The organism is Actinomadura sp. 7K507 (assembly GCF_004348425.1).
Lineage (GTDB): Bacteria > Actinomycetota > Actinomycetes > Streptosporangiales > Streptosporangiaceae > Spirillospora.
The window spans coordinates 42,084-68,835 of record NZ_SMKK01000013.1 but is presented as its reverse complement, the minus strand read 5'-3'; the positions used below and the strand labels follow the sequence as shown (position 1 = coordinate 68,835).

Below are 26,752 nucleotides of genomic sequence, written 5' to 3'. Positions count from 1 at the left end.
CGAGCGGGAGATGGGGGACGGGAGGGGGCGGGATCCTGCATGGGGAACCTCCGCGAGCTCACCGGTGAACCAGGGACGGATGGGGTTGGCGGTTCACGCGCGGCCCGTGCGCACATCCTTATTCATTAGATGACTTGGTGTCTAGATCTCTGGGAGTGCGGCCGGGTTGCGGGCCAGGAGGCCGCCGTCGACCCGGTGCTCGGCGCCGGTCACGAACGACGAGCGCGGGCCGGCGAGGAACGCGACCACCTCGGCGACCTCCTCCGCGCCCGCCACCCGGCCGAGCGGATGCGACCGTCCCCACTCGGCGACCTGCGCGTCCTGCGCCGTGTCCCCGCGGAACAGGTCGGCGGCCCAGCGCAGCATCGGGGTGTCGACCGACCCCGGGCAGACCGCGTTCGCGCGGATGCCGTCGGCGGCGTGGTCGAGCGCCATCGCCCGCGTCAGCGCGTTGATCGCGGCCTTGCTGGCGCTGTAGGCGGCGACCCGGTCCTGCGAGACGAACGCCTGCACCGACGACATCGTCACGATCGTCCCGCCGCCCCGGCGCCGCAGTTCGGGGACGGCGGCGCGGCAGGCGAGGAAGACGCCCTTGACGTTGACGCCGAGCACCTCGTCCCACAGCTCCTCGGAGGTCTCCTCGACCGTCCCGTAGCGCTGGACGCCCGCGCAGGTCACCACCACGTCGAGGCCCCCGTGCAGGGACACCGCCTTCGCCACGAGCCCGTTCATCCGCCCGGCGTCGGTCACGTCGGCGACCACGCCCGTGACGTCCAGGCCGTCCGCGCGCAGTTCCTCCTCGGACCGCCGGACGTCCTCCTCGCCGACGCCGCAGAACACCACGGCGGCTCCGTCCGCCGCGAGCCGCCGCACCACCGCCCGCCCGATCCCCAGCGACCCGCCGGTCACGATGGCGGCCTTGCCGTCGAACTCCCTCACGTGTCCCCCTCCATGACGCCCGCGCTCAGCCGCAGACTCCGGGTGGAGCGCGGCTCCAGCCGGAGCGCGGTGCCGTTTCCGGCCGCCGCCGCGAGCCCGTCCGTCGGGTATCCGGCGAACGGTTCGAGTCCCATCACGTACGCGCGGCCCCACCACGGATGCCCGGTGGTCGCCCCGGCCTCCTGCCACAGCCACAGGTGCGGCAGGACGGACACGTCCCAGCGCACCCGCATCCCGAGACCGCTCCGCGGATCGACGACCTCGTAGCGGCCCTCGTCCAGGCCGGTGAGGTAGACGATCTCACTCGGCGCACCGTGGTCCGGGGCCACGCCGAGATCGACGACCCCGCCGGCGTCGGCGGGGACGTGCGGCCACTCGTGCGGCCCGCCCGCGAGGACGCGGCGCCCGCCCGGGGCGATCGCGGTCTCGTGCGGGACGACGCGGGCGCCGCCCGGCAGCCTGATGAGGTGCCCCGGGCGCAGGAACGGCGCGCCGAACACGATGTGGTGCCCCCACATCACCTCCAGCGGCACGTCCGACTCGTTGCTCAGCTCCTCCTCGATGATCAGCTCGGCCGCGCCGGACCGGAGCCGGAGCGTCTTGACCAGCCGCAGCGGCATCCGCCGGGCCCGCACAGTGAGCCGGACGGCGACCTCACCGGCTCCGTCGGCCACGATGCCGGCGTCCCACGGCAGCCCGGCGACCTCGCCGTGCTGGGCGAACGCGGCCCCCCGGTACGTGCTGGGCGCGCCGCCGTTCGGCAGGACCTCCTGCCAACCGCCCTCGTAGGAGTCGAGGAACGCGGCGGTGCCGTCGGCCGCGCCCCCGGCGAGGTCCCGCGGGTTGCGCAGGCCGTCCGGCGACAGCCACACGAAGTCCATGTCGCGCGGCTTGAAGCAGAACTCGGCGATGTCGCCGCCCTTGCCGGCGAGGACGGTCACCCGCAGCAGTTCGTTCTCCAGCACGAGGGCGTCCAGGCCCGCCCAGGTGATCTCGTGGATGCGCGCGCCCCAGTTGCGGGACGGACGGTGGCGTCGATACGTCGTCATCGATACGTCATCCCGGCCGGGCCGGTCAGCTCCAGCTCTCCGCCCCGCTGAAGGCGAAATGCTCCCCCGGCGCGTAGCGGGGGAACGGCTGGTACTCGTTCACGCCGGCACCGCCGCGCAGAAGCAGCGCGGACGGGAACGGCAGCGGCTCCTGGGTGATCCGCGTCGAGGTCGGGATGTAGCGGATCGTCAGGCCGCAGCGCCGGTGGGGCGATTCGTTGGCGTTGCTGCCGTGCATGATGTTCGGGTGGTGGACCTCGACGTCGCCGGGCTCCAGGACGAGGTCCACGGCACGCGACTCGTCCACCCCCGTGGCGCTCTCCACACCGAAGACGGCGCGGGCGTCATCGCGTTCCCGGACCTCGTGCAGGTCCTCCTTGTGGCTGCCGGGGATGACGCGCAGGCAGCCGTTCTCCGGGGTCGACCGGTCGACGGCGAGCCAGAGCGTCACGACGCGCATCGGGTCGAGCGGCCAGAACGCGCCGTCCTGGTGCCAGAGGACGGCCTTGCCGGTGTAGGGCGGCTTGGAGATGTACGCGGAGGCGAACAGGGCGATGTCGGGCCCGACGAACCGCTGCGCGACGTCCAGCAGCCGGTCGTCGGAGACGAGCCGCACCCAGAACGGGTCCTTGGCGACCAGTTCGGTGGACAGGTCCTCCCCGGTCCGGTCGGGGTGGCGCTCCTGAAGCCAGCGGACGTGCTCGTCCGCCTCGGCGATCAGCGCGGGATCGAGCACGCTCCTGAAGATCGCGTACCCGTCGTCGTCGTAGCCTCGCATCGGATCGTCGTGCATGCCCGTCCTTCCCTCGTCATGAACCGCGGCACACGCAGTCTGAGTGATTAGATCACTTGTTGTCTAGATGTATCGTCGCCTCCATCGCAGCCGCCCCGCGGAAAGGGACCCCATGAGCGCGCTGGACACCGTGATCGCGGCGAACCCCGGACGGCCCGCCCGGATCGCCCTGATCGGCGAGTGCATGATCGAGCTGAGCCACGCCGCGCCGGACCGGCTCGCGCTCGGGTACGCCGGGGACGCCTTCAACGTCGCCGCCTACCTCGCCCGGACCGCCGCCCCCGGGACGGCCGACGTCCAGTTCGTCACCCTCGTCGGCGACGACCCCTACAGCGCCGGCATGCGGGAGTCCTGGGCCCCGCACGGCGTAGGCGACCGGCACACCCGCGCCGTCCCCGGCGGCCAGGCCGGGCTCTACCTGATCCGCACGGACGGAGCCGGCGAGCGGACGTTCCACTACTACCGGTCGCAATCGGCCGCCCGCGGGCTGTTCGGCCCCGCCCACCCGGCCGAGATCGACGACGCCGTCGCGGACCACGACCTCGTCTACCTGTCGGGGATCACCCTGTCGATCCTGTCCGGGCCCGCCCGGGAACGGCTCCTCGGCGTCCTGGACGAGACGCGGCGGCGCGGCGGCCTGGTCGCCTTCGACGGCAACTACCGTCCCGCCGGATGGCCCGCGCCCGCCGCCGCGGCCGCCGCCATGTCCGCCGTCCTGGCCCGCACCGACATCGCGCTGCCCACCCTCACCGACGACCAGGCCGTGTTCGGCGACGCGTCCGCCGGCGACGCCGTGCGCCGCCTGCGGGCCGCCGGGGTCCCCGAGATCGCCGTCAAGCTGGGAGCGAACGGCTGCGTGATCGCCGGCGCCGGCGGCGAAGAGGCCGTCCCGGCCGTCCCCGGGGTGGCCGTGGTCGACACGACCGCGGCGGGCGACGCGTTCAACGGCGGCTATCTCGCGGCCAGGCTCGGCGGCGCCGGACGGCGCGCGGCCGCCGGAACGGCGAGCGCCCTCGCGGCCCGCGTCATCGGCCACCGCGGCGCGCTCCTGCCGGTGGAAGCCCGCGCGGCCGGGCTCCGGGCATGATGCACGCCTCCTTCGCGGGGGGTTTGGAACGCGTCGTTTCACGTGGGCGCGGACATTGGTGAGAAAGCCACGCGCGGCGTAGTCTCGCGCAGGGGCTCGCAGGCGGTAGTTTCGAAGCAGCGGGACCATCCTGCGAGGGAGTGACGTGACCGAGGAAACCGCTGCAATGCCGACCAGTACGAAGTTGTCCGTCCGCGACGTGGTGACGGTGAAGCTGCCCGCCGCGAGCGCCTACCTGTCCGTCCTGCGGACCGCCACCGCGGGCCTTGCGGCCAGGCTGGACTTCACGCTGGACGAGATAGAAGACCTTCGCATCGCCGTCGACGAGGCGTGCGCGATGCTGCTCTCCCAGGCCCTGCCAGGGACCGATCTCGTGTGCGAGTTCGAGCTGACCGGGGAGGCCATGCGGATCGCCGTCTCGGTCCTCACCGTCGACGGCGAGGAACCCAGCCGCGACACCTTCGCCTGGACGGTCCTGTCGTCGCTGGCGGGCGAGGTGGACGCGCAGGTGGGCGCCGACGACCGGGTCACCGTGACGCTGCAGAAGCGGCGCGGCATGGCGGGGGCGCCGTGACGGAGAAGACGACGACGGAGCAGACGACGGAACCGACGGAACCGACGGAACCGGCGGTCGCCGAGGTGAGCACCGAACGGACCGAGAGCGCGGTACCCGACCGCGCCCGGGCGCGGGCGCTGTTCGAGCGCCTCACCGAGCTTCCCGAGGGCGACCCCGAGCGCCAGCGCATCCGCGACCAGCTCGTGGAGCTGCACCTGCCGCTCGTGGAGTACCTCGCCCGCCGCTTCCGCAACCGCGGCGAGTGGCTGGACGACCTGATCCAGGTCGCCACCATCGGCCTGATCAAGTCGATCGACCGGTTCGACCTGGAGCGGGGCGTGGAGTTCTCCACGTACGCGACCCCGACCATCGTCGGCGAGATCAAGCGGCACTTCCGCGACAAGGGCTGGGCCGTGCGCGTCCCGCGCCGGCTGCAGGAGCTGAAGCTGTCGCTGACCAAGGCGATCAGCGATCTCGCCCAGCGCGAGGGCCGGGCGCCGACCGTCAGCGAGCTGGCCGCGCACCTGCAGATGAGCGAGGAGGAGGTGCTGGAGGGCCTGGAGTCGGCGAACGCCTACTCCACCGTCTCCCTGGACGCCCCCGACTCCGGCGACGAGGACGCTCCCGCGGTGGCCGACTCGCTCGGCATGGTCGACGAGTCGCTGGAGGGCGTGGAGTACCGCGAATCCCTCAAGCCGCTGCTGGAGAAGCTGCCCGCCCGGGAGAAGAAGATCCTGCTGCTGCGCTTCTTCGGCAACATGACCCAGTCGCAGATCGCCGCCGAGCTCGGCATCTCCCAGATGCACGTGTCGAGGCTGCTCGCCCGTACCCTCGCCCAGCTCCGCGAGGGCCTCACCGCCGACGAATAGCGGCCGTTTCGCCGCCGAGCGGCCCGGGGTATCCGGGCCCTCGGCGCCGGGTCACTTCTTCGTGGGCTGTTCCTTCAGGCGGTCCATGAGGCGCCGCCCGAGAGAGCGCGGCTCCTGCGGCGGCGCCTCTTCGGTGCCTTCGCCGTCGCGAAGGCCGTCCTTCTCTCCGCCGTCGATCTCGTCGTCGCCCCCGTGGTCCTCGTCGCCCTCGCGGTCCTTCTCCTCATCGTCCTCGTCGTCTTCTTCGAGGAGCCAGGCGGTGCTGGGCGGGCTGAGGACGGTGACCAGCGCGAGGACGGCGACCAGGGCCAGCGGGATCGCGATGGCCGGACGCTCGCTCTGCCACAGCGTCCACGCGACCGGCAGCGCGAAAAGCTGGGTCAGCACCGTGGGGGAACGGCTCCACGGCTCGGCGCGCAGCAACCCCCGGGCGCTGGCGAGCATGCCGAGGCCGCCGCCCAGCGCGAGGACGGTCACCCCGATCGCGCTGGCCGGGTCGACGGCGGCGCCGGCGGCCGTCTCCACGCCGGTGTAGACCCCGAATCCAACGGCGACGAGGCCTTCGGCGGCTTCGAGTGCGGCGGCGGCCTGCACGGTGATGGGACGCTTGGACACAACCCGAAACCCTACTCCCGTGGGGGAATCGAGCCGTTCCGGGGGGCGTGGAGGTCGTCCCCCACGAGAGGCCGGCCCGCTCCCCACCCGGACGGAGGGCGAACGCCGGGCGAACACATCGGGAACGATCGGTACGCTGACGCCGTGCGCGCCATCCTCATCGCCAACCCCAAGGCGACCTCCACCTCCCGGCGGGCCCGCGACATCCTGATGCGGGCCTTCACCGGCGACCTCGACCTCGTCCTCGCCGAGACGGGCCATCGCGGGCACGCGACCGAACTGGCCCGGCAGGCCGCCGTGAACGGCTACGACGTCGTGATCGCGCTCGGTGGCGACGGCACGGTGAACGAGGCCGTCAACGGGCTGCTCGCCGACGGGCCGTCCCCGGACCTGCCGGCGCTGGCGGTGCTGCCGTCCGGCAGCGCGAACGTCTTCGCCAAGACGCTCGGGCTGCCCGCCGACCCGATCGGCGCGACGAAGTCGGTACTGGAGGCGCTGCGGGCGGGACGGTACCGGACGGTCGGCCTCGGGACGGCGTGCCATCCGGGCGGCGCCGAACGCTACTTCACGTTCAGCGCGGGCGCCGGGCTGGACGCCGAGGTGGTCCGGGAGGTGGAGCGCCGCCGCGCCGCGGGGGCCACCGCCTACACCTCCCTGTACGTCCAGACGGCGATCCGGCATTTCTTCACCGGAACCGACCGGCGGCGTCCCTCCCTCACATTGGAGCAGCCGGGCCGTCCCGCCAAATCGGGGCTGTTTCTGGCATTCATCTCCAATACCTCGCCGTGGACCTATATGAACCGCATCCCGGTGAATCCGAGTCCCAGGGCGAACTTCTCGCGCGGCCTGGACGTGTTCGGGGTGCGTTCCCTGGACGTGGCCCCGACGCTCGGGGCGGTGGCGCAGATGCTCACCACCCGGGGCCGCCCCCTCCAGGGCCGGCATGTGGTGAACGTGCACGACGCGTCGCAGGTCACCATCCACGCGGAGCGCCCCATCGCCTTCCAGCTGGACGGCGACTACCTTGGCGAGCAGCGCAGCGTGACGTTCCGTTCGGTGCCGAAGGCAGTGCGCATCGTCATTTGAGTGCGCGACGTCATTCGAAGGCGCATGGACCGCCAGGTGCGAGCCAAGTAACACGGCTGTACCACGGGTGTGACCCATGCGACATCCATACTTTGAGAATCCTTTCTCAAAGGTCTTGCGCCTGCCGGGACCCCCTGACACGCTCAAAGTGCGTTATCCGAGACAGGGGCCCCAACGCCGTCGGCCTCCCGCTCGCAAGCGCCGCGGAACATTCACCCCTGGACCTGGCCACCGCCACCCCAGGCGTTCGCGACATGTGAAATCGTTCACAATAGTGGAGCTTCTCCACCACCTGACGAAGGAGTGGACCGCATGGACTGGCGCCACCGCGCAGCCTGCCGTGACGTGGACCCCGAGCTGTTCTTCCCGATCGGCAACACCGGACCCGCGATCCTGCAGATCGAAGAGGCCAAGCAGGTATGCCGGCGCTGCGACGTGACCGACGCCTGCCTGCGCTGGGCCCTCGAGTCCGGCCAGGACTCGGGCGTCTGGGGCGGAATGGGCGAAGACGAACGCCGCACCCTCAAGCGCCGCGCCTCCCGCATCCGTGCCCGCAGCGCCTTCTGATCGCACCGTCTTCTGACCGCAGCGCCTTCTGACCGCACCGCAGTGCCCGCCGCAGGAAGGCGCCTCCGCACCTGACGCCACGGGCACCGCAAGAGATCACGCGGGCCGGTCCGGATGATGGTCGTGGTCCAGGGGGACGTCCACGACCACCTCCGTACCGCCGCTGGGGCGGGGACGGAAGTCGAGGCTGCCGCCCAGTTCCCCGACGATCAGGGTCCGGACGATCTGGAGGCCCAGGCTGTCGCTGCTCTCCACGTCGAAGTCCGCCGGGAGCCCGACGCCGTCGTCAGCGATGATCGTGACGAGGCGGCGTCCGGCGGGCGCCTCGCCCTCCTCGTCGGTGACCTCGCGGGACTCGTGATCGCCGGCCTCCGGCCACTCCCCCCAGACCGCCACGCCGCCGCGCTCGCGGACCTCGCCCTCGCCGTGGCGCTGCGCGACGACCTCCAGGGTCCCGAAACGGCTGGCCAGGCCGTGTTCGAGGGCGTTCTGCAGCAGTTCGGTGAGCGCCATCGCCAGCGGCGTCGCCACCTCGGCGGGCAGGACGCCGAAGCTCCCCGTCCGCTTGGGCGTCACCTTGGTCTCCGGCGTGGACACCTCCGCCGCCATCGTGATCACCCGGTCCGCGATGTCGTCGAAGTCGATCAGCTGGTCGGGGGTGTGCGACAGCGTCTCGTGCACGATCGCGATGGACCCGACGCGCCGGACCGCCTCGTCCAGCGCCGCACGTCCCTCCGGGATCTGCAGCCGCCGCGCCTGGAGCCGCAGCAGTGCCGCGACCGTCTGCAGGTTGTTCTTCACCCGGTGGTGGATCTCCCGGATGGTGGCGTCCTTGGTCAGCAGTTCCCGGTCGCGCCAGCGCAGCTCCGTCACGTCCCGGCACAGGACGACCGCGCCGATCCGCGTCCCGCCGACCACCAGCGGGATCGTCCGCAACTGCATGATCGACCCGCGTGACTCCACCTCCACCTCGCGGGGCGCGCGGCCGGACAGGACGACGCTCAGCGCCTCCTCCCTCGGCTCCCCGGTGTCGCACAGGTCCGCGGTGACCTGCCCGAGCGCCTCGCCGACCAGGTCGGCGGGGTAGCCGAGCCGCCGGTAGGCCGACTGGGCGTTGGGGCTGGAGTAGGTGACCCGGCCCGAGCGGTCCAGCCGCATCAGCCCGTCGCCGACGCGCGGCGAGCGGACCATGTTGGGCTCCTCCCCCGGCACCGGGAACCGCCCCTCGGAGATCATCGTCGCGAGGTCGCTGGCGCTCTGCAGGTACGTCAGCTCCAGCCGGCTCGGGGTCCGGGCCGAGCTGAGGTTCGTGCTGCGCTGGATCACCCCGAGGACCTTGGCTCCGCGCCGCACCGGGATCGACTCCTCCCGGACGGGGATGCCGCTCCCCCACTCCGGGTCGCCCTCCCGGACGATCCGCCGCTCCCGCCACGCCACGTCGATCAGCCCGCGCCGTCCCGTCCGGACGACCTTGCCGACGAGGTCCTCGGGGTAGGCGGTGGGGCCGGTCGTCGGCCGCATCTGCGCGATCGCCACCCAGCCCGGCACGGTGGCGCCGGTGTCGAGCGCGCTCCGCTTGCCCCGGCCCCCGCGCGACGTGGCGTCGGCGGGCAGCGCGTCCGCCGACCGCAGCGGCACCCAGAGCAGCAGGTCCGCGAACGACAGGTCGGCGAGGAGCTGCCAGTCCGACACCAGCGCGTGCAGCCACTCCAGGTCGGCCTCGGTGAGGTCGGTCTGATCGCGGACGAGATCGGTCAAGGTAGGCACGTGACCATCATCGCCGATCGGCCTTGGTGCCGGGCCCGCTCCCCCGGCCCGCGGGTGGCCTGGCAGGATTCCCGCATGACCGCAGCACGAGACCCCCTGGCCAGGTTCCGGGACGCGGCTGCGCGGCGCGCCGAGGCCGGGCTGCGCCGGACGCTGCGTCCCCATCCCGGCGGCGCGGGCGGGCCCGTGGATCTGGCCTCCAACGACTATCTCGGGCTCGCCGGCGACCCGCGCCTGGTCGAGGGCGCCGTCGCGGCGGCGCGCGCGTGGGGCACCGGCTCCACCGGTTCGCGCCTCGTCACCGGAACCACCGAACTGCACGCCGAACTGGACCGGCGGCTCGCCGGGTTCACCGGCAGCCCCGCCGGGCTCGTCTTCTCCTCCGGCTTCCTGGCCAACCTCGGTGCCGTCACCGCGCTCGCCGGTCCGGGCACGCTCGTCGTGTCCGACCAGGTCAACCACGCCTCCATCGTGGACGCGTGCAGGCTGTCGCGCTCCCGCGTCGTGATCGTCCCGCACCGGGACGCGGCCGCCGTCGAGCAGGCCCTCGCCGAACGCGACGAGGACGACGCCGTCGTCGTCACCGACGCGGTCTTCTCCGTGGACGGCGACCTCGCGCCGCTGGGGGCGCTGCACCGCGCCGCCCGGACGCACGGCGCGCTGCTGGTGATCGACGAGGCGCACGCGCTCGGCGTCGTCGGCGACGGCGGACGGGGCGCCGCGCACGCCGCGGGCCTCGCGGGCGAGCCCGACGTCGTCCTCACGCTCACGCTGTCGAAATCGCTGGCTTCGCAGGGCGGCGCGGTCCTCGGCGCCCCCGAGGTGATCGACACGCTGGTCGACACCGGCCGGTCGTTCATCTTCGACACCGGCCTGAACCCGCCCGCCGCCGGGGCCGCACTCGCGGCACTCGACGTCCTGGAATCCGACCCGGAACTGCCCGCCCGCGCCCGTGACCGCGCCCGCCGCGTCGCCGGGCTCGCGGCCGGTTCCGGCCTGGAGACCGCCGAACCCGCCGCGGCCGTCGTCCCGGTGTACCTCGGCGAGCCGCACGCCGCCGTCCGCGCGGCCGGGATCTGCGCCGACCACGGTCTCCGCGCCGGCTGCTTCAGGCCGCCCTCGGTTCCGAAGGGCCGCGCGTGCCTCCGCCTCACCGCGCGCGCCACCCTGGACGAGTCGGACCTCACAGCCCTCGGCACCGCCCTGGCTGAGGTGGCGTCTTCTACCGCCCGTAGTCTTCACACATAACATCGGGGAAAACCGATGATGAACGTGAGGAGATGCCGTGACGGAGGTCAGGGGCGGGCCCCGGCACGGGGGCGGATTCGAGCACGGATTCGACCGGGCCTCGCTCGGCGACATCGGTAGGCGCCACCCGAATCAGGCACCCCGTATCCCGAAGTACTACAAGCTCAAAGAGCTGCTCGTAGAGCTGATCCAGTCGCTTCCGCCGGGCAGCCCGCTGCCTCCCGAACGGACTTTGGCCGAGAAGTACGAGACGTCCCGCACCACCGTCCGCCAGGCCCTGGCCGAACTCGTCGTCGAAGGACGGCTGCAGCGCATCCAGGGCAAAGGCACCTTCGTGGCCAAGCCGAAGGTGTCGCAGGAACTCCAGCTCGTCAGCTACACCGAGGACATGCGGCACCACGGGCTGCGCCCTGAGACCCGCATCCTCGAAGCCGGCTACGTCAGCGCCGACGAACGCCTCGCCACCCTGCTCGCCATCCGCCCCGGCGGCCGGGTCCTGCGCGTCCACCGCCTGCGCCTCGCCGACGGCGAACCCATGTCGATCGACACCTCCCACCTCCCGGCCCGCCGCTTCCCCGGCCTGCGCCGCGAACTCCCCCGCCACCGCTCCCTCTACGAGACGCTCGCGACCGCCTACGACGTCCACCTCACCGAGGCCGAGGAGACGATCGAGACCGTCCTGGCCACCCCCCACGACGCGCAGCTCCTCGGCGTGGACGTCGGCCTCCCCATGCTCCTGCTCTCCCGCCACGCCCTCGACACCACCGGCCAGCCCGTCGAATGGGCCCAGTCCCTGTACCGAGGCGACCGCTACAAGTTCATCACCCGCCTCCGCCGCTGACCGCGAGGAGTCCTGGTCGCTGGAAGAGACGGTCCGACTCCCGGGAAGGTCGTGCTCGATCACATCCGGCGCATCATCCGGGAGCGGATGGTCATGGTCGTGTGAGTCTCACAAGGTCTGGCTCAGGGCCTTGATGGGCATTTGCAGGTCGGTGAGGAGTTCCAGGTCCTTTTCGGCTGGGCGGCCCAGGGTCGTCAGGTAGTTGCCTACGATTACGGCGTTGATGCCGCCCAGCATCCCTTCGCGGGTGCCGAGGTCGCCGAGGGTGAGTTCGCGGCCGCCGGCGTACCGGAGGATGGTGCGGGGCAGGGCGAGGCGGAACGCGGCGATGGTGCGGAGGGCGTCGGCGCCCTCGACCAGCGGGAGGTCGGCGAACGGGGTGCCGGGACGGGGCGCCAGGAAGTTCAGCGGGACCTCGTCGGGTTCGAGGTCGGCGAGCTGGCCGGCGAACTCGGCGCGCTGCTCGATGGTCTCGCCCATGCCGACGATGCCGCCGCAGCACACCTCCATTCCCGCTTCCTTGACCATGCGGAGGGTGTCCCAGCGTTCCTCCCACGAGTGGGTGGTGACCACGTTCGGGAAGTGGGAGCGGGCCGTCTCCAGGTTGTGGTTGTAGCGGTGGACGCCCATCGCGGTGAGCTCGTCCACCTGCTCCTGGGTGAGCATGCCGAGCGAGCAGGCGATGTTGATCTCGACGGCGTCGTTGATGGCCTTGATGCCGTCGCGGACCTGCGACATGAGGCGCTCGTCCGGGCCGCGGACGGCGGCGACGATGCAGAACTCGGTCGCTCCGGTCTTCGCGGTCTCCTTCGCGGCCTCGACCAGTTCGGGGATGTTCAGCCACACCGAGCGGACGGGCGACTCGAACTTGCCGGACTGCGAGCAGAAGTGGCAGTCCTCGGGGCAGCCGCCGGTCTTCAGCGACACGATGCCCTCGACCTCGACCTCGGGCCCGCACCAGCGCATCCGTACGTCGTGGGCGAGCGCGAGGAGGTCCTCCAGCCGGTCGTCGGGAAGGGTCAGGCATTCGAGCACCTGGGCGGCGGACAGGCCCCTGCCCTCGTCCAATACCTGACGGCGGGCTACGTCGAGGATGTCTGTCACGTACTACTCCTTGTCGAGGCCGAAACTGTCACGGAAAGCGGCGGCGTCGAACGCGCCGCCGAACGAGGGGGCCAGGCCGCGGTGCGCGGCCAGGAGGAACTCCGCCGGGTCCAGCGCGCCCGCGCCGGCGGGCAGGACGCCCGCCAGCGGCCGGGCCGCGATGGTCTCCAGGTCGCGGATGTTGCTGCGCATCGCGAGGTCCGGGTCGTCCGGCCACGCGCCGATGACGACGCCCGCGAGCTGCACGCCGCGGTGCGCCATCGCCTCCAGGGTGAGGGCGGTCTGGTTGAGGGTGCCGAGATCGGGGCGGGCCACCACGACGGCGGCGGCGCCGAGCCAGCGGGCGAAGTCGGCGATCGTGGTGCCCTCGTCGTCGTAGCGGACGAGGAGGCCGCCCGCCCCCTCGATCAGCACCAGGCGGCGGTCGCCGGACAGTTCCCGGACGCGTTCGGCCACCTCGGGCAGCCGGACGGGCGGGACGCCGGCGCGGCGGGCCGCGGCGGCGGGCGACAGCGGGTCGGGGAAGCGCGCGAACTCGTGCACGTCGTCGAGTCCGGCGAGCCGCCGGACCTCGTCGAGGTCGCCGGGCTCCCCGTCGCGGACGCCGGTCTGCCCGGGTTTGACGACGGCGGCGGGCGCGCCGCGCGTGGCGGCGACCGCGGCCAGCGCCGCAGTGACGACGGTCTTCCCGACGCCCGTACACGTCCCGGTCACCACGAGGACACTCACAAGGCGTGACCCTAGCGCGGGGCCGTGGCGGGGACGGCGGCCGGACCCCACAGTCTTCGGCGGCCGCTTTTTGTAGCGGGCCGTCCAGGGGAACGCGGCGATCGGAATCGGCGGTCTGCCCTACACCGCCACCTGCACCGCCGTTTCCGCTTCGGGTCGGCTTGCTCGTTCGAGGAGGTCGGCCAGTGCCGCGAGTGGCGGGCTGGTGCGGCCGGAGCGCCAGACCAGACCGAGCCGGCTGGTCGCCTCGAGTCCGCGGACGGGGATGTAGCGCAGGTCGGTGCGGGCGTGGTACTCGGTCAGCGGGCGGCAGGCGAGCATCGCGTGGTGTCCGGACGCGACCAGGGCCATGCCCTGCTGGATGGTCATGATTCCCGCGGTCGAGGGGATCGGCGCACCGGAGGGTGTGGCCGGGGGCGTGCGCGCGGCCTTCCAGTAGCCGGGGGCGTCACCGATGCGGTGCAGGAGGTCGAAGTCGGCGAGCCCTTCCAGGTCGACCGCCTCCCGGCCGGCGAGCGGGTGACCGGCGCTGAGGACGATGAACTGGTCCTGGGGCGGGAAACGGAAGCCGACGGTCAGCTCGGTCTCGTGCACCGGCAGCTCGGCGATCACCGCATCGACCTCGCCGTCGATCACGGCCGTGAACGGCGAGCCGACGGGCAGGTCGTGGGTGTGGACGGCCACGCCGTGCTGCTCGCGCAGGGCGCGGAAGGTGGAGGTGATCTCCTCGTAGACCATGCCGGTGAACCCGATCCGCAGCTCTTCGACGGCTCCGCGCATCGCGCGGTCGCGGGCGCGGTCGAAGGTGCGCAGCAGCGTGCGGTAGGCCGGACGGACCTCCTTGACGAACTGCGCGCCGACGCGGGTCAGGCGGACGCGGCGGCTGGTGCGCTCGACCAGGCGTGCCCCGATCCGGGTCTCCAGGGCGGCGATGAGCTGGCTGACCCGTGACTGGGAGCAGCCCAGACGCTGGGCGGTGCGACCGAAGTGCAGTTCCTCGGCCAGGGCGAGCAGGCACTCGATCTGCTGCAGATGCGCCTGGTGCATCGCCGGAAGCCCGTTGCTCATGTCTCCGACCATACGTCCCCATCGATCAGTCGGGCTCATCGTTCGATGAGGAGATCGCTGTTGTTCCCGGGTCTCGGCGGCAATGGACTGGTGGGCATGATCTCTTCTGCGCCCCCATCGGAAAGCGTCGAACAGGACCGGACCTCGCCGCCGCAATGGGTCGCGGTCGGCGTGCTGACGCTGAGCACGTTCATGGTTGTGACCTCGGAGATGCTGCCGGTAGGGGTGCTCACCCCGATGGCCGGCGGGCTGGGCATCTCCCCGGGCGCGACCGGTACCAGCCTGACGATCACGGGTGTGGTCTCGGCTGTCACCGCCCCGGTCGTGCCGCGGCTGCTGGGGCACCTGGACCGCCGGGTGGTGCTGGCCGCGGCGATGGCGGTGCTGGCCATCGGCAACGGCCTGACGACGATCGCCGGCGGCTTCGGGATGCTCGTGGTCTCACGGATCATCCTCGGCGTCGGCATGGGCACCGTCTGGGGCTTGGCGGTGGCGGTGGCGGCCCGGCTGGTCGCACCGCGCGATGCCGGCCTGGCGGTCTCCTTCGCCGTCAGCGGCATCGCCGCGGCCTCCGTGCTCGGCGTGCCCCTGGGCACGCTGGCGGCGAACGCCTCCGGCTGGCGGGCCGCGTTCGGCGCGCTCACCGCGCTGGCGCTGCTCCTCGCCGCCGCGCTGCTCCTCGCGCTGCCCGAGCTGCGCCGTCCCGTCGCCGCGGAGGGCGAGGCGGAGACCGGGCGGCGCCGTTCCTTGGCACGCCCGGCGGTCATCACCGGACTCGTCGTCGTCGTGCTACTCGTCACGGCGCACTTCGCCGCGTACACCTACGTGCGTCCCGCCCTCGAAGAGCTGGCCGGCATGCCGGCGAACACGATCGCGCTGCTGTTGCTGCTCTACGGCGTGTTCGGCCTGATCGGCAACTTCGCCGCCGGAGCCGCCGCCGGACGCCGTCCGCGCCTGACCGTCCTGCTGCTCGCCACGGGGATCACGGTCGCTCTGGTGAACCTCGCCCTGTTCGGCACCGTCGCGCTGGCCGCCGGCCTGGCGATCGCCCTGTGGGGTGTGGCCTACGGAGGTCTCTCCGTGGGGGGACAGCTGTGGATGACCACCGCCGCACCGGACCGGGTCGAGCACATCACCGGCCTGTACGTGGGCGTGTTCGCCGGCTCGATCGCCCTGGGCGCCTTCGCCGGCGGCCTGGTCGTCGAGGGAGCGGGCATCGTGCCGCTGCTGTGGGGCACCGCGTCCCTCGCCCTGGCCTCCCTGCTGGTGGGGCTCGCCAGGCCCGGACCGAAGCCCGCCCGCCTGTCGCCGACCTCATGACCGAGTACGGCTAGCGGACGTCCAGGTCGGCTGCTACCTCACGGGCTGTGGCGGCTAGGTCGGGGTCGAGTTGGTCTAGGCGGACGTCCAGGTCGTCGGTGAAGCGGTGGCGTTCGAGGTTCGGGGCCGGGTTGGCTTCTGGCATCCATGCGGAGTGGATGAGGAACGGCACCGTCGTGCCGTTGGGCGGGGCCAGGACGGAGATGGGGCCTCGGCCCACGTCGGCGGCGTCGAAGAGTTCGATGCGGAAGCGGTCGTCGTTGTGGACGGCGACGACCAGGTAGCCGTCGTGGCCGCCGGGGTTCGTACCGGCGTAGCGGGTGCCGCCTCGGCCGCGCGGGACGAACGACGGCGATGTGGGGTAGTCGTCCAGGGCGAACGTCCACTCCGACAGGGCCTTGAGGTCTTCGCGGTCGTGGGTGACCAGGACGGCCGGGGTCTCTTCTGCGGGGAACAGCGACGGGTCTATGCGGCCCTCGTAGTTGCGCATGGCCCGCTGGTTGATGGCCTCTGGGTGGAAGCCGAGGTAGATGAGGTGGTGGCGGGTCGGGTCGGTCTGCCCTTCGATGCACCAGTCGATGGCGGACAGTTCGGCCTGCCACCACCGTTCGGGGTCGCTGGCGCGCGCGCGTTCCCGCACCTGGCCGGTCTCCGGGTCGAACTGCAGGACGGTCGTGAGCGCGGGCGTCATGCCGTGGCAGTACATGCCGCGCAAGGCCGGGTCGATCGGACGGCCGTAGACGTCGATGTCGTCCTCGCGCAGGTACATCCCGATGTCCACGCCTTCGCTGTGCTCCATCACGACCTGGACGCCGTCGGTGTCGTCGTAGCGGGCGTAGAAGTGGTTGACCTCGGGGGCGATGCGGAACTGCTTGCAGGAGACCGTTCCGCGCCCTGGAACCAGGTCGTCCTTGCGGATGAGCAGTACGGGACCATCGGGATTGTTGGCGACGGTCCGCTCGCCGCCGAAGACCTCGTCGGTGTCGATCTTGTAGGCGGTGTCGGCGAGGACGAGCCAGTCGCGGGTCTGGGTGATGGTGTGCGTGGCCTGCGGGAGCACCGCGTTCTCGACGTCCCAGCGCTGGACGCGGGTCCCCGTCCCGTCGTAGCCGATGACGGCGACGGCGCCGGTGATCACGTCGCGGCTGACGCTCCACAGGCAGCCGCGCTCGGGGTCGATCACCGGGTGGGCGGTGGTGGAGACGAGCGGCAGGACGGCCTGGTCCATGGCCGGCTTCCAGTCGTCGCGGTGCCCGACCTCGGCGACGAACTCCAGCGTGACGGGGTCGACCTCCACCGGGCGTCCGGCGTCCCAGGTCACGAAGAGCCGGTCGCCCCACGGCAGCGGCGCGGTGTTGGCCGCGTTGACGAATCCCCACGGTGAGCTGGTGCCGACCGGTCCGGCGGTGAACAGGTCGGGACGCTTCTCCCGCAGCCGGACCGACGGGGTGTCGACGACGCGGGCGCGCCAGGCGAAGCGGCCGGCGGGCGCGCCGCCGGTGCCGGGGGTGAGCGACAGCCTGGCCATGATCCCGTCGCCGAAGAACGCGTGCAGCGGGCGGGTCCGCTGATCGGACGTGCTGACGACGTAATGGCCGCGGACGTCGTCCGGCCATGCGCCGGCGATGACGTCCAGGTCCATGTCGGCGACGTCCATGGCGGCGAGTGCCTGCTTGCCGAGGATCGAGCGCGGTACCGGCATCGGTGCCTCCGGGGGTCGGCTTCCCGCCAATCAACATCCCGGGAGGGTTCGTCGTCAACCCTCTAACTACTACTGCGCAGCAAGCGGTCGCTTGTTACGGTGCGTGCATGAGAGCCAGGCACGGTGGCGACACGGCGATCGCGGAGATCCGCAGGCACGGTGCGGAGACGATGTTCACGCTGTCGGGCGGGCACGTCTTCCCGCTGTACGACGGCGCGGTCGGCGAGGCGGCCGGTGCCGAAACGGGGGGCGACCCGACGGCAAAGGACGCGGTGCCCCGCATCCTGGACGTCCGGCACGAGCAGACCGCCGTGTTCGCGGCCGAGGCCACGGCGCGGCTCACCCGCCGCACCGGCCTGGCCGTCCTGACGGCGGGCCCCGGCGTCACCAACGGCGTCAGCGGCATCACGACGGCCCACTTCAACGGGTCCCCCGTCGTCGTGCTCGGCGGCCGCGCCCCGCTGGGCCGCTGGGGCGCCGGCGCGCTGCAGGAACTCGACCAGCCGCCGCTCCTGGCGCCCGTCACCAAGCTGGCGGCGACGGCGGGCGGGCCGGACACGCTCGCGTCCGACATCGCCCGCGCCTTCACGACCGCCGCCGCCCCGCACCGCGGCCCGGTCTTCCTCGACATCCACATGGACCACCTGTTCGGCCCGGCGGGCCCGGCCCGCGAGGACGGGCTCCCCGAGCCGCCGGAGCGCCCCGCCGACCCCGAACGGCTGGACCGCGTCGCCGCGCTGCTCAAGGCCGCGCGCCGTCCCGTCCTCGTGCTCGGCTCGGACGTGTGGATGGACGGCGCCGACGCGGCCGCCCGCGAGTTCGCCGAGGAGCTGCGGCTGCCCGTGGTCGCCAACGGCCAGGGCCGCGGCATCCTGCCGGCCGGGCACGAGCTGCTCGTCACCCGCGCCCGCGGCACCGCGTTCGGGGACGCCGACCTCGTCGTCGTCGCGGGCACGCCGCTGGACTTCCGGCTCGGCTACGGCTCGTTCGGCGACGGGACGGCCGAGGTCGTCCACCTCGCGGACGCGCCCTGCCAGCTCGCGACCCACCTGCGCCTCGCCGGGTCCGCGGCCGGGGACCTGTCCCTGCTGTTCGGCGACCTCGCCGCCGCCTGCGCGAAGGCGGGCGTGTCCCCGGCCTCCTACGCGGACTGGCGGGACGGCCTGCGCGACGCCACCTGCGCCGCCATCGCCGGCGACATCGACCTGCTCGCGTCCGCCGCCGACCCGGTCCATCCGCTGCGGATCTACGGGGAGCTGTCCAAGGTCCTCGACGACGACGCCGTGGTGATCGGGGACGGCGGCGACTTCGTGTCCTACGCGGGCAAGTACGTCGAGCCGCGGCGGCCCGGCGGCTGGCTCGACCCCGGCCCGTACGGGTGCCTCGGCACCGGGCTCGGCTACGCGATCGCCGCGCGGCTGGCCCGCCCGGACGCGCAGGTGGTGCTGCTGCTCGGCGACGGAGCCGCGGGCCTGTCGCTGATGGACGCCGATAGCCTGGTGCGGCACGGCCTGCCGGTCGTCATGATCGTGGGCAACAACGGATCCTGGGGGCTGGAGAAACACCCGATGCGCATGCTGTACGGCTACGACGTGGCCGCCGACCTGCAGCCGCACTGCCGCTACGACGAGGTCGTGAAGGCGCTCGGCGGGGCCGGTGAGCTGGTCACCCGCCCGGACGGGATCGGGGCCGCGCTGCGCCGCGCGTTCGACTCGGGCGTCCCGTACCTGGTCAACGTCGCCACCGACCCGGACGTCTCCTACCCCCGCAAGACCACCGGTGTCTGATCCCGTGATCGTCCGCCCGGCCCGGCCGGACGAGTACGCGCTTGTCGGCGACCTGACCGTAGAGGTCTACGTGGACGGCGGCCTGACGTCGCCCGCGTCCCCGTACGCGGGCACGCTCCGGGACGCCGCCGACCGCGCCGCCGGGTCCGAACTGCTCGTCGCCGAGGTCGCGGGCGAGGTCGCCGGCGCCGTCGCGTACTGCCCGCCCGGCAGCCCCTACGCCGAGGTCGCGGGGCCGGGCGAGGCCGAGTTCCGGATGCTCGCCGTCCGGGAGAAGGCCCGCGGCAAAGGCGTGGGGCAGGCCATGGTGCGGGCGTGTACCGACCGTGCCCGCGCGGCAGGGCTCAGTGCCGTGCGCCTGTCGACCCAGCCGGACATGGACGGCGCCCACCGCCTGTACGAGCGCATGGGCTTCGTCCGCACCCCCGACCGCGACTGGGAGCCCGTCCCCGGCCTGAAGCTGTTCACCTACGCCCTGACGTTCTAGGACGCGGCCCCCGGCTCCAGCGCGCCGTGCTCGGAGCAGCGGGCCGTCCAGCCGAGCGGCGTGACCTGGACGATCATCCGGCGGCGGCAGCGCGGGCAGTAGCGCGGCGGCTCCATCAGGAGGGCGGTGCGGCAGGCGGAGTGGTCGCCCTCGGCGGCGGGTTCCCCGCAGCGGTCGCAGTAGCTCAACGTTCCGCCCCCGGTGTGCGCATGCGCTCCACCACCCCGGTGTCGTAGGTGCCGTCCGCGAACTCGGGGTGGTCGAGCAGTTCCCGCAGGAAGGGCAGGTTCGTCGGCAGCCCCTCGATGCGGAGGTTGTCCACGGCGGCGCGGGCCCGGCGCAGCGCGTGGTCGCGGTCGTCGCCGTGGACGCACAGCTTGGCGAGCATCGGGTCGTAGTGGGTCGTGACGGTGGCGCCCTCGGCGTATCCGGCGTCGATGCGGATACCGTCGCCGACCGGCTCCTCCCACACCTTGATCTTGCCCGCGCTGGGGAAGAACCGCTGCGGGTCCTCGGCGTGGACACGGAACTCGAAGGCGTGGCCGCGGGGCGCCGCGCCGGTGAACGACACGGGTTCGCCGGCGGCGACGCGGAACTGCTGCTCGACGAGGTCGATGCCGGTGACCAGTTCGGTGACGCGGTGCTCGGCCTGGAGGCGGGTGTCCATCTCCAGGAAGAAGAACTCCTGCGCGGCGGGGTCGACGAGGCATTCGACGGTGCCGGCGCCGCGGTACCCGACCGCCTCGCCGGCGCGGACGGCGGCGGCGAGCATCCGCTCGCGAAGCGCCGGGGTGACGCCGGGCGACGGGGTCTCGCCGGCGACCTTCTCGTCGTTGCGCTGGACGGAGCAGTCCCGTTCGCCGAGCGCCACGACGGTCCCGTCGGCGAGGCCGAAGATCTGCACCTCGATGTGCCGGGCGCCCTCCACGTACCGTTCGAGCAGGACGTCGTCCTGGTGGAACAGCCATGCGGCCCGGGTGCGGACGGTCTCGTACGCCTCGCGCAGCGCCGCCTCGTCGTGGGCGACGCCGATGCCGGCGCCGCCGGTGCTCGCGGCGGGCTTGACCGCCACGGGGTAGCCGATGCGCGCGGCCTCCTCGACCGCGGTGCCGGCGTCCGGGACGGGCTCCCACACGCCGGGTGCGACGGGGACGCCCGCCTCCTTCATCAGGTTCCGGGAGTTGATCTTGTTGCCGAGCCGGGCGACGGCGAGCGGCGGCGGCCCGACCCACACGCGGTCCTGGCCGGCGACCGCGCGGGCGAACTCGGCGCTCTCGGCGAGGAACCCGTAGCCGGGGTGGACGGCCTGCGCGTTCGTCCGGCGCGCGGCCTCCAGGACCGCGGGCACGTTGAGGTAGCTGCGTGCGGGACTGGGCGGGCCGATGAGGACGGCCTCGTCCGCCTCGGCGACGAACGACAGGCCGGCGTCGGCCTCCGAGTACACCGCGATGGCCTTGATCCCCATCGCGCGTGCCGTGCGGATGATCCGGCCGGCGATCTCGCCGCGGTTCGCGACGAGCACGGACTCGAACACCTGCGGACTTCCCCTCGCGGATCGGCGGGACCAGAATGTCCCGACCCGGCCGACCCTAGCGGGAGCGCCGCCTCCGCGTCCGGCCAGGCCGCCGACAAGTACCCGGCCGCGGATCCGTCCGGCCGGATCAGGGCATGTGGCGGCCGCGCGCTACGCGGGGTTCAGGAGGCCGGCGTCCACGACGGCCCTGCCGTAGGGGCGGGCCAGTTCGGCGAGGTGCTCGCAGTCCTCCTCGCCGAGGGCGGAGTAGGCGGGGACGGCCAGGGCGTCGGTGCGGTCCTCGATGTGCTGTCGGAAGTCCTTGCCGGCGGCGGTGAGGGATTCGCCGTCCAGCAGCCCGCGGCCGCGGAGCCGTTCCGCGGTGGCGTCCCATTCGTCCGCGGGCCAGGCCCGGGTGGCCTGGAGGAACGGGGTGGGGACGGTGCCGGTGCCCGCGTGCAGGACGAGGGCCTCAAGCGGGGTGACGCCCTCGGCGGTGAGGACGGCGATGTGGCCGTCGCCGCGGAACTCGCGGAGGAGCGTCTGGGCCCACCAGAGCTGGAGGATCGGCTCGTCCGGCCAGGGCAGGGCGGCGTGCGCCGCGAAGAGCGGCCGGCCGTGGACGTGGTCGCAGGCCGCTTCGGCCGCGCGGCGGGCCAGGGCGAGGGTCTCCTGGAGATCGGGCAGCCGGTCGATGGCCGCGCGGCGGAGCGCGGCGCCGGCGGCGTCCGTCCGGGCGGCGAGCACCTGCTCCGGGCTCGCCGCGTCCCAGGCCGCCGGGAGCGCGCGGCGGACGACGGCCGGGTTGAAGTTGTAGAACGTCGCGGTGACGATCTCGGCGGACGCCCGTCCGAAGGCGGCCGCACGGGACGCGAAGTAGCCGGACGAGGTGTCCAGGCCGAGGGCGGCGTACCGCTCCGGGGCCTCCGGCACGAAGTAGATCATGCTGTGCACCGGTTCCAGCCGTCGCCATGCCTGCCGTGCCGCTTGCATCCGCCGCCTCCGGTCCGCCCGCTGGTACCGGCCGAACCTAATTCGGTTCGCGACCGTCCGTCAACCGTCGGTGGCAGTGACTTTCAGTGGCAGTGACGGGCCTCCGCCTCTGGTTCGGGCGGAACGGCCGCACGGGCCGGGGCCGGACGGTGCGAAAGGATCTCCGCCAGGACCGACAGGGCGATCTCCGGGGCGGTGCGGGCACCGATGTCCAGGCCCGCCGGGGTGTGGACGCGGTCACCGTGCTCCAGGGACGAGGTGACCGCCGTGCCTCGTTTCCGGCTGGCGATCAGCCCGATGTAGGGGACGCCGACGTCCAGCGCCGCCTTGAGGACGGTCTCCTCGTCCCGGCCGTGGGTGGCGACCACGACCGCCGCCGCGTCCGGGCCGGGCGGGTCGGCGGCCCCGGCCGGCCGCGCGTCGAACCCGGCGGCGCGTCCCACGTCGACGAGCGCGCGGGCGACCGGCCCGTCCCCGTACACGTGGACCAGGGCGGGCGGGATCACCGTTTCGAGGAACACGTCGAGCGTCCCGCCCGACAGGCACGGGTTGCTGACCGTGACCATCCCGTCCACGGGTGCGGCCGCCGCCCCCGGGGTGATGCGCAGGAGCGTCGACTCGCCGGACCGCAGGAGGCCCAGCGCATGGTCGCGCACCGCCGACTCGGCGCACTCGCCGCCGACGAACCCCTCCATCGTCCCGTCGGGCAGCACGAGCGCCCGGTCTCCGGTCTTCGCGCTCGTCGGGCGTTCCGCGCGGACGACCGTGGCTAGCACGTACGGCGTCCGTTCCCGGCGCAGGATCTCGGTCTTGTCCGTCATGGGATCGCCAGGTCCGTGCGGAAGGGCCGTCCCTGGATGACGCGCCAGACGTTCGCCGGGGTGAGCGGCATGTCGGCGTGCCGGACGCCGTAGGGCTGGAGGGCGTCCACGACGGCGTTGACGATCGCGGCGGGCGACCCGACCGTCGCGGACTCGCCGACGCCCTTGGCCCCGAGCGGATGGTGCGGGGACGGGGTGACGGTCTCGCCCAGCTCCCAGGACGGGCATTCCATCGACGTCGGCAGCAGGTAGTCCATGAACGACGCGCCGAGGTGGTTTCCGTCCTCGTCGAACGCCATGACCTGCATGAGCGCCATCCCGACCCCGTCGGCCAGCCCGCCGTGCACCTGCCCCTCGACGATCGTCGGGTTGATCCGGACACCGCAGTCGTCGACCGCGATGAAACGCCGGACGGTGACCTTGCCCGTGCCCGGGTCGACGTCCACGACCGCGATGTAGGCGCCGAACGGGTAGGTGAGGTTGGGCGGGTTGTAGACGGTGGTCGCGTCGAGGTGGCCTTCCACGCCCTCCGGCAGTTCGAGGCTGCCGTGCGCGGCCATGGCGATCTCCTGCATCGTGGCGCCGGACGACGGGTCGCCGCGGACGGTCCACCGTCCCGGCGTCCATTCGAGGTCCTCGGGCGCGGCCTCCAGCATCGCGCCCGCGACGATCCGGGCGCGCTCGCGCACCTTCCGCGCGACCACCGCCGTCGCCGCGCCCGACACCGGCGTGGACCGCGATCCGTAGGTGCCGAGCCCGAACGGCGTCTGGTCGGTGTCGCCGTGCACGACGTCGACGTCCTCGTACGGGATGCCGAGTTCATGCGCGACGATCTGCGCGAACGTCGTCTCGTGGCCCTGCCCCTGCGTCTGGACGGAGATGCGCAGCACGGCCTTCCCCGTGGGGTGGACGCGGAGTTCGGCACCATCGGCCATGCCGAGCCCGAGGATGTCCATGTGCTTGCGCGGGCCCGCGCCGACCGCCTCGGTGAAGAAGCTGATCCCGATGCCCATCAGCGGGCCGTCGCCGCGCTCGCGCCGGTCGGCCTGCTCGGCGCGCAGCTTGTCGTACCCGGCCATGTCCATCGCGGTGCGCAGCGTGCGGGGGTAGTCGCCGGAGTCGTACTCCCAGCCCGTCGCCGTCGAGTACGGGAACTGCTCGGAGCGCAGCAGGTTGCGCAGCCGCAGCACGGCGGGGTCGGTGTCCAGCTCGGCCGCCAGCAGGTCGATCATGCGCTCGACCAGGTAGGCGGCCTCGGTGATGCGGAACGAGCAGGCGTAGGCGACGCCGCCGGGCGCCTTGTTGGTGTAGACGCCGGTGACGGCGCAGTGCGCGGCCTCGATGTCGTAGGAACCGGTGAACACGTGGAAGAACCCGGCGGGGAACTTCGTCGGCTGCGCGGTGCCGTTGAACGCGCCGTGGTCGGCGAGGACCTTCACCCGGATCCCGCGGATGCGGCCGTCGCGCGTCGCGGCGATCTCACCGCGCATGTGGTAATCGCGGGCGAAGGACGTGGTCATCAGGTTCTCCGACCGGTCCTCCATCCACTTGACCGGGCGTCCCGTGACGATGGACCCGACGATCGCGCAGACGTAGCCGGGGTAGATGCCGACCTTGTTGCCGAAGCCGCCGCCGATGTCGGGCGAGATGACCCGGATCTTGTGCTCGGGCAGCCCGGCGACCAGCGCGTAGACGGTGCGGTGCGCGTGCGGCGCCTGGGTGGTGGTGTGGACGGTGAGCTTGCCGGTCACCTTGTCCATGTCGGCGACGATCCCGCACGTCTCCAGCGGCGCGGGATGCACCCGCGGGTACAGCATGTCCTGGGCGACGACCACCTCGGCGTCGTCGAAGACCCGGTCGGTCTGCTCCCCGTCGCCGGCCTCCCAGTCGAAGATGTGGTTGTCGGTGCGCCCCTCCACGTCGTCGCGGATGAGCGCGGCGCCGTCGTCCAGCGCGGTGCGGGCGTCGATCACCGGTGGCAGCGCCTCGTAGTCGACGTCGATCAGCTCCAGCGCGTCGCGTGCCGCGTAGTGCGTCTCGGCGACGACGAACGCGACCTCCTGTCCCTGGAACCGCACCTTGTCGGTAGCGAGGACGGCCTGGACGTCGTTGGACAGCGTCGGCATCCACGCGAGGTTCAGGCCGGAGAGGGTTTCCCCGGTGATGACGGCCCTGACCTGCGGGTGCGCCTCGGCGGCCGTGGTGTCGACCGAGAGGAGCCGGGCGTGGGCGTGCGGGCTGCGCAGCACCGCCCCGTACAGCATCCCCGGCAGCTTGATGTCGTCGACGTAGTTGCCCTGGCCGCGGATGAAGCGGGCGTCCTCCTTGCGCGGCACCCTGCCGAACCCATGCTGCCCGTTCCCGCCGTGCCCGTTGTCGCTGTGCCCGTTCTCGCTCATGAGGTCACTTCCTCGGACTGCTCGGCCGGCTCGGCGGGGTGCTCGGCCGCCCACCGGACGGAGCGGACGATGTTCTCGTAGCCGGTGCACCGGCAGATCTGCCCCGACACCGCCTCGCGGATCTCCGCCTCGGTCGGGTCCGGACGGTGGTCGAGCAGCCACCTCGACGTCATCAGCATGCCCGGGGTGCAGAACCCGCACTGCAGGCCGTGGCACTCGGAAAAGCCCTTCTGGACGGGGTCGAGCTCCCCGTCACGTTCCAGCCCCTCCACGGTGCGGACCTCCTTGCCGGACGCCATCACCGCCAGGACCGTGCACGACTTCACCGGCACCTCGTCCAGCCAGACGACGCACGCGCCGCAGTTGGACGTGTCGCAGCCCCAGTGCGTCCCGGTGAGGTCCAGGTCGTCTCGCAGAAAGTGGACGAGCAGCAGCCGCGGCTCCACGTCGCGGGTGTAGGGCTGCCCGTTGACCGTCACGGTGATGTTCATCCCTGCCACCTCTCGTAGGCGCGGCGCAGTGCGCGTGTGGTCAGCTCTCCGGCCAGGTGGCGCTTGTAGTCGGCCGGGCCCCGCTGGTCGGAGCCGGGGTCGCAGTGCTCGGCGGCGATCCGCCCGGCCTCGGCGAACGCCTCCTCGGACGGCACGGCGCCCCGCAGCGCGTCCTCCGCCTCGGCCGCGACGAAGTGCTCGGCGCGGACGGCGGTCAGCCCGATCCCGGCCTCGGCGATCCGGTCGCCGTCCATCCACAGGGCGGCTCCGGCGGCGGCGAGCGGCCAGTCCCCCACGCGCCGCTCGACCTTCTCGTACGCGCTCGCCCCTCCGGGTCTTATGGGCACCCGCAGCTCGGTGAGCAGCTCGCCCGGTTCGATGACCGTCTCGTAGGGGCCGGTGTGGAACTCGCGGAGCGGCACCGTCCGCTCCCCGTCCGGGCCCCGGATCACCGCGGACGCGCGCAGCGCGCCGAACGCGGCCGACAGGTCCTCGGACGGGTCGGCCTGGCACAGCGAGCCGCCGACCGTGCCGCGGTTGCGGACCACCGGGTCGGCGATCACCCGCTCCGCGTCGTGCAGGATCGGGAAGTGCTCCCCCGCGACCGCCGAATCGAGCAGCTCGGCGTGCCGGACGAGCGCCCCGACGCACAGCGCGTCGCCCTCGATCCGGATGCGGGACAGCTCGCCCACGCCGTTGATGTCGATCAGCGCCTCGGGCTGGGCGAGCCGCAGTTTCATCATCGGGATCAGGCTGTGGCCGCCGGCGACCACCCTCGCCTCGTCTCCGTGGCGCGCGAGCAGTGCGAGGGCCTCCTCGACGGTCGTCGCCTTCTCGTACTCGAAGCTCGCCGGTACCTGCACGACGCCCCCTCGGGATGGGATGTGGCGGGATTCTCACCCCGCCCGCGAACAGGCACAA

The 26,752-nt window shown here is 72.7% G+C and carries 26 protein-coding genes; 10 read left to right on the top strand and 16 right to left on the bottom strand.

Going from position 1 to position 26,752, the window contains the following annotated elements; genetic code table 11:
• Positions 1–141: 141 nt before the first annotated feature.
• From E1285_RS05235 to E1285_RS05225, 3 genes are read right to left on the bottom strand one after another with little or no spacing between them, the layout of a single operon-like run.
• Positions 142–939, bottom strand: a complete 798-nt coding sequence (locus tag E1285_RS05235) for an SDR family oxidoreductase (RefSeq protein WP_132148601.1) — start codon at positions 937–939, stop codon at positions 142–144.
• Entirely contained in the window at positions 936–1,988 is a 1,053-nt protein-coding gene (locus tag E1285_RS05230) for a DUF4432 family protein (protein WP_132148599.1), read from the bottom strand. Before E1285_RS05230 ends, E1285_RS05235 begins: the two co-directional genes overlap by 4 nt.
• Positions 1,989–2,013: 25 nt before the next feature.
• On the bottom strand, positions 2,014–2,781 hold the full coding sequence (locus E1285_RS05225; RefSeq protein WP_165966463.1) for a phytanoyl-CoA dioxygenase family protein: 768 nt from the start codon (positions 2,779–2,781) through the stop codon (positions 2,014–2,016).
• Positions 2,782–2,893: 112 nt separating this feature from the next.
• On the opposite strand from E1285_RS05225, the gene E1285_RS05220 reads away from it, so the two are divergent.
• From E1285_RS05220 to E1285_RS05210, 3 genes are all read left to right on the top strand, one after another.
• Positions 2,894–3,868 (top strand): sugar kinase, encoded by a 975-nt coding sequence (locus tag E1285_RS05220; protein WP_132148597.1) that lies wholly within the window; start codon positions 2,894–2,896, stop codon positions 3,866–3,868.
• 145 nt (positions 3,869–4,013) lie between these two features.
• Positions 4,014–4,442, top strand: coding sequence for an anti-sigma factor (locus E1285_RS05215; protein WP_132148595.1), 429 nt, complete (start codon positions 4,014–4,016; stop codon positions 4,440–4,442).
• A 65-nt stretch (positions 4,443–4,507) separates the two neighbouring features.
• On the top strand, positions 4,508–5,293 hold the full coding sequence (locus tag E1285_RS05210) for an RNA polymerase sigma factor SigF (protein WP_132148613.1): 786 nt from the start codon (positions 4,508–4,510) through the stop codon (positions 5,291–5,293).
• 51 nt (positions 5,294–5,344) lie between these two features.
• Here the strand turns inward: E1285_RS05210 and E1285_RS46460 are convergent, their stop codons facing one another.
• On the bottom strand, positions 5,345–5,908 hold the full coding sequence (locus E1285_RS46460; protein WP_207946412.1) for a hypothetical protein: 564 nt from the start codon (positions 5,906–5,908) through the stop codon (positions 5,345–5,347).
• 144 nt (positions 5,909–6,052) lie between these two features.
• On the opposite strand from E1285_RS46460, the gene E1285_RS05200 reads away from it, so the two are divergent.
• Both E1285_RS05200 and E1285_RS05195 read left to right on the top strand, forming a co-directional pair.
• On the top strand, positions 6,053–6,994 hold the full coding sequence (locus E1285_RS05200; RefSeq protein ID WP_132148593.1) for a diacylglycerol kinase family protein: 942 nt from the start codon (positions 6,053–6,055) through the stop codon (positions 6,992–6,994).
• 312 nt (positions 6,995–7,306) lie between these two features.
• On the top strand, positions 7,307–7,561 hold the full coding sequence (locus E1285_RS05195; protein ID WP_132148591.1) for a WhiB family transcriptional regulator: 255 nt from the start codon (positions 7,307–7,309) through the stop codon (positions 7,559–7,561).
• 96 nt (positions 7,562–7,657) lie between these two features.
• Here E1285_RS05195 and E1285_RS05190 read toward each other — a convergent pair whose 3' ends face one another.
• Positions 7,658–9,328: a sensor histidine kinase gene (locus tag E1285_RS05190; RefSeq protein WP_132148589.1), complete on the bottom strand. Its 1,671-nt coding sequence runs from the start codon at positions 9,326–9,328 to the stop codon at positions 7,658–7,660.
• 75 nt (positions 9,329–9,403) lie between these two features.
• Between E1285_RS05190 and E1285_RS05185 the strand changes: the two genes are divergently transcribed.
• A complete protein-coding gene (locus E1285_RS05185; RefSeq protein WP_132148587.1) occupies positions 9,404–10,576 on the top strand; it encodes an 8-amino-7-oxononanoate synthase in 1,173 nt (390 codons plus the stop codon).
• Positions 10,577–10,613: 37 nt separating this feature from the next.
• Positions 10,614–11,417, top strand: coding sequence for a GntR family transcriptional regulator (locus E1285_RS05180; RefSeq protein WP_243722572.1), 804 nt, complete (start codon positions 10,614–10,616; stop codon positions 11,415–11,417).
• Positions 11,418–11,525: 108 nt separating this feature from the next.
• Here the strand turns inward: E1285_RS05180 and bioB are convergent, their stop codons facing one another.
• The 3 genes from bioB to E1285_RS05165 all read right to left on the bottom strand — a co-directional run bounded on the left by bioB (position 11,526) and on the right by E1285_RS05165 (position 14,318).
• Positions 11,526–12,521: a biotin synthase BioB gene (bioB, locus tag E1285_RS05175; protein WP_132148585.1), complete on the bottom strand. Its 996-nt coding sequence runs from the start codon at positions 12,519–12,521 to the stop codon at positions 11,526–11,528.
• Positions 12,522–12,524: 3 nt separating this feature from the next.
• The gene (gene bioD / locus E1285_RS05170; RefSeq protein ID WP_132148583.1) at positions 12,525–13,250 is read right to left on the bottom strand and encodes a dethiobiotin synthase; all 726 of its coding nucleotides are present in this window, start codon (positions 13,248–13,250) and stop codon (positions 12,525–12,527) included.
• 120 nt (positions 13,251–13,370) lie between these two features.
• On the bottom strand, positions 13,371–14,318 hold the full coding sequence (locus E1285_RS05165; protein ID WP_132148581.1) for a LysR family transcriptional regulator: 948 nt from the start codon (positions 14,316–14,318) through the stop codon (positions 13,371–13,373).
• A gap of 96 nt (positions 14,319–14,414) precedes the next feature.
• On the opposite strand from E1285_RS05165, the gene E1285_RS05160 reads away from it, so the two are divergent.
• A complete protein-coding gene (locus tag E1285_RS05160; RefSeq protein WP_132148579.1) occupies positions 14,415–15,638 on the top strand; it encodes an MFS transporter in 1,224 nt (407 codons plus the stop codon).
• A 10-nt stretch (positions 15,639–15,648) separates the two neighbouring features.
• On the opposite strand, the gene E1285_RS05155 is transcribed toward E1285_RS05160, so the two are convergent.
• The gene (locus tag E1285_RS05155) at positions 15,649–17,340 is read right to left on the bottom strand and encodes a carotenoid oxygenase family protein (protein ID WP_132148577.1); all 1,692 of its coding nucleotides are present in this window, start codon (positions 17,338–17,340) and stop codon (positions 15,649–15,651) included.
• Positions 17,341–17,447: 107 nt separating this feature from the next.
• Here E1285_RS05155 and E1285_RS05150 point away from each other — a divergent pair, with 107 nt between their 5' ends.
• Positions 17,448–19,127, top strand: coding sequence for an acetolactate synthase (locus E1285_RS05150; RefSeq protein ID WP_132148575.1), 1,680 nt, complete (start codon positions 17,448–17,450; stop codon positions 19,125–19,127).
• On the top strand, positions 19,120–19,614 hold the full coding sequence (locus E1285_RS05145; protein ID WP_207946411.1) for a GNAT family N-acetyltransferase: 495 nt from the start codon (positions 19,120–19,122) through the stop codon (positions 19,612–19,614). Before E1285_RS05150 ends, E1285_RS05145 begins: the two co-directional genes overlap by 8 nt.
• Here E1285_RS05145 and E1285_RS05140 read toward each other — a convergent pair.
• The 7 genes from E1285_RS05140 to E1285_RS05110 all read right to left on the bottom strand — a co-directional run bounded on the left by E1285_RS05140 (position 19,611) and on the right by E1285_RS05110 (position 26,694).
• Complete coding sequence (locus tag E1285_RS05140; protein ID WP_132148573.1) at positions 19,611–19,802, bottom strand: hypothetical protein; 192 nt, start codon at positions 19,800–19,802, stop codon at positions 19,611–19,613. The two genes, E1285_RS05145 and E1285_RS05140, sit on opposite strands and share 4 nt — an antisense overlap.
• On the bottom strand, positions 19,799–21,148 hold the full coding sequence (locus tag E1285_RS05135) for a biotin carboxylase N-terminal domain-containing protein (RefSeq protein WP_132148571.1): 1,350 nt from the start codon (positions 21,146–21,148) through the stop codon (positions 19,799–19,801). Before E1285_RS05135 ends, E1285_RS05140 begins: the two co-directional genes overlap by 4 nt.
• A gap of 150 nt (positions 21,149–21,298) precedes the next feature.
• Positions 21,299–22,120: a hypothetical protein gene (locus tag E1285_RS05130; RefSeq protein ID WP_132148569.1), complete on the bottom strand. Its 822-nt coding sequence runs from the start codon at positions 22,118–22,120 to the stop codon at positions 21,299–21,301.
• A gap of 83 nt (positions 22,121–22,203) precedes the next feature.
• Positions 22,204–22,941, bottom strand: coding sequence for an XdhC family protein (locus E1285_RS05125; RefSeq protein WP_132148567.1), 738 nt, complete (start codon positions 22,939–22,941; stop codon positions 22,204–22,206).
• On the bottom strand, positions 22,938–25,340 hold the full coding sequence (locus E1285_RS05120; RefSeq protein ID WP_132148565.1) for an aerobic carbon-monoxide dehydrogenase large subunit: 2,403 nt from the start codon (positions 25,338–25,340) through the stop codon (positions 22,938–22,940). The genes E1285_RS05125 and E1285_RS05120 overlap by 4 nt, the downstream gene beginning before the upstream one ends.
• Positions 25,337–25,831 carry a (2Fe-2S)-binding protein gene (locus E1285_RS05115; RefSeq protein ID WP_132148563.1) on the bottom strand — a complete coding sequence of 165 codons (495 nt, stop codon included), beginning with the start codon at positions 25,829–25,831 and terminating at the stop codon, positions 25,337–25,339. The genes E1285_RS05120 and E1285_RS05115 overlap by 4 nt, the downstream gene beginning before the upstream one ends.
• Positions 25,828–26,694, bottom strand: a complete 867-nt coding sequence (locus E1285_RS05110; protein ID WP_132148561.1) for a xanthine dehydrogenase family protein subunit M — start codon at positions 26,692–26,694, stop codon at positions 25,828–25,830. The genes E1285_RS05115 and E1285_RS05110 overlap by 4 nt, the downstream gene beginning before the upstream one ends.
• Between the last annotated feature and the right edge of the window lie 58 nt (positions 26,695–26,752).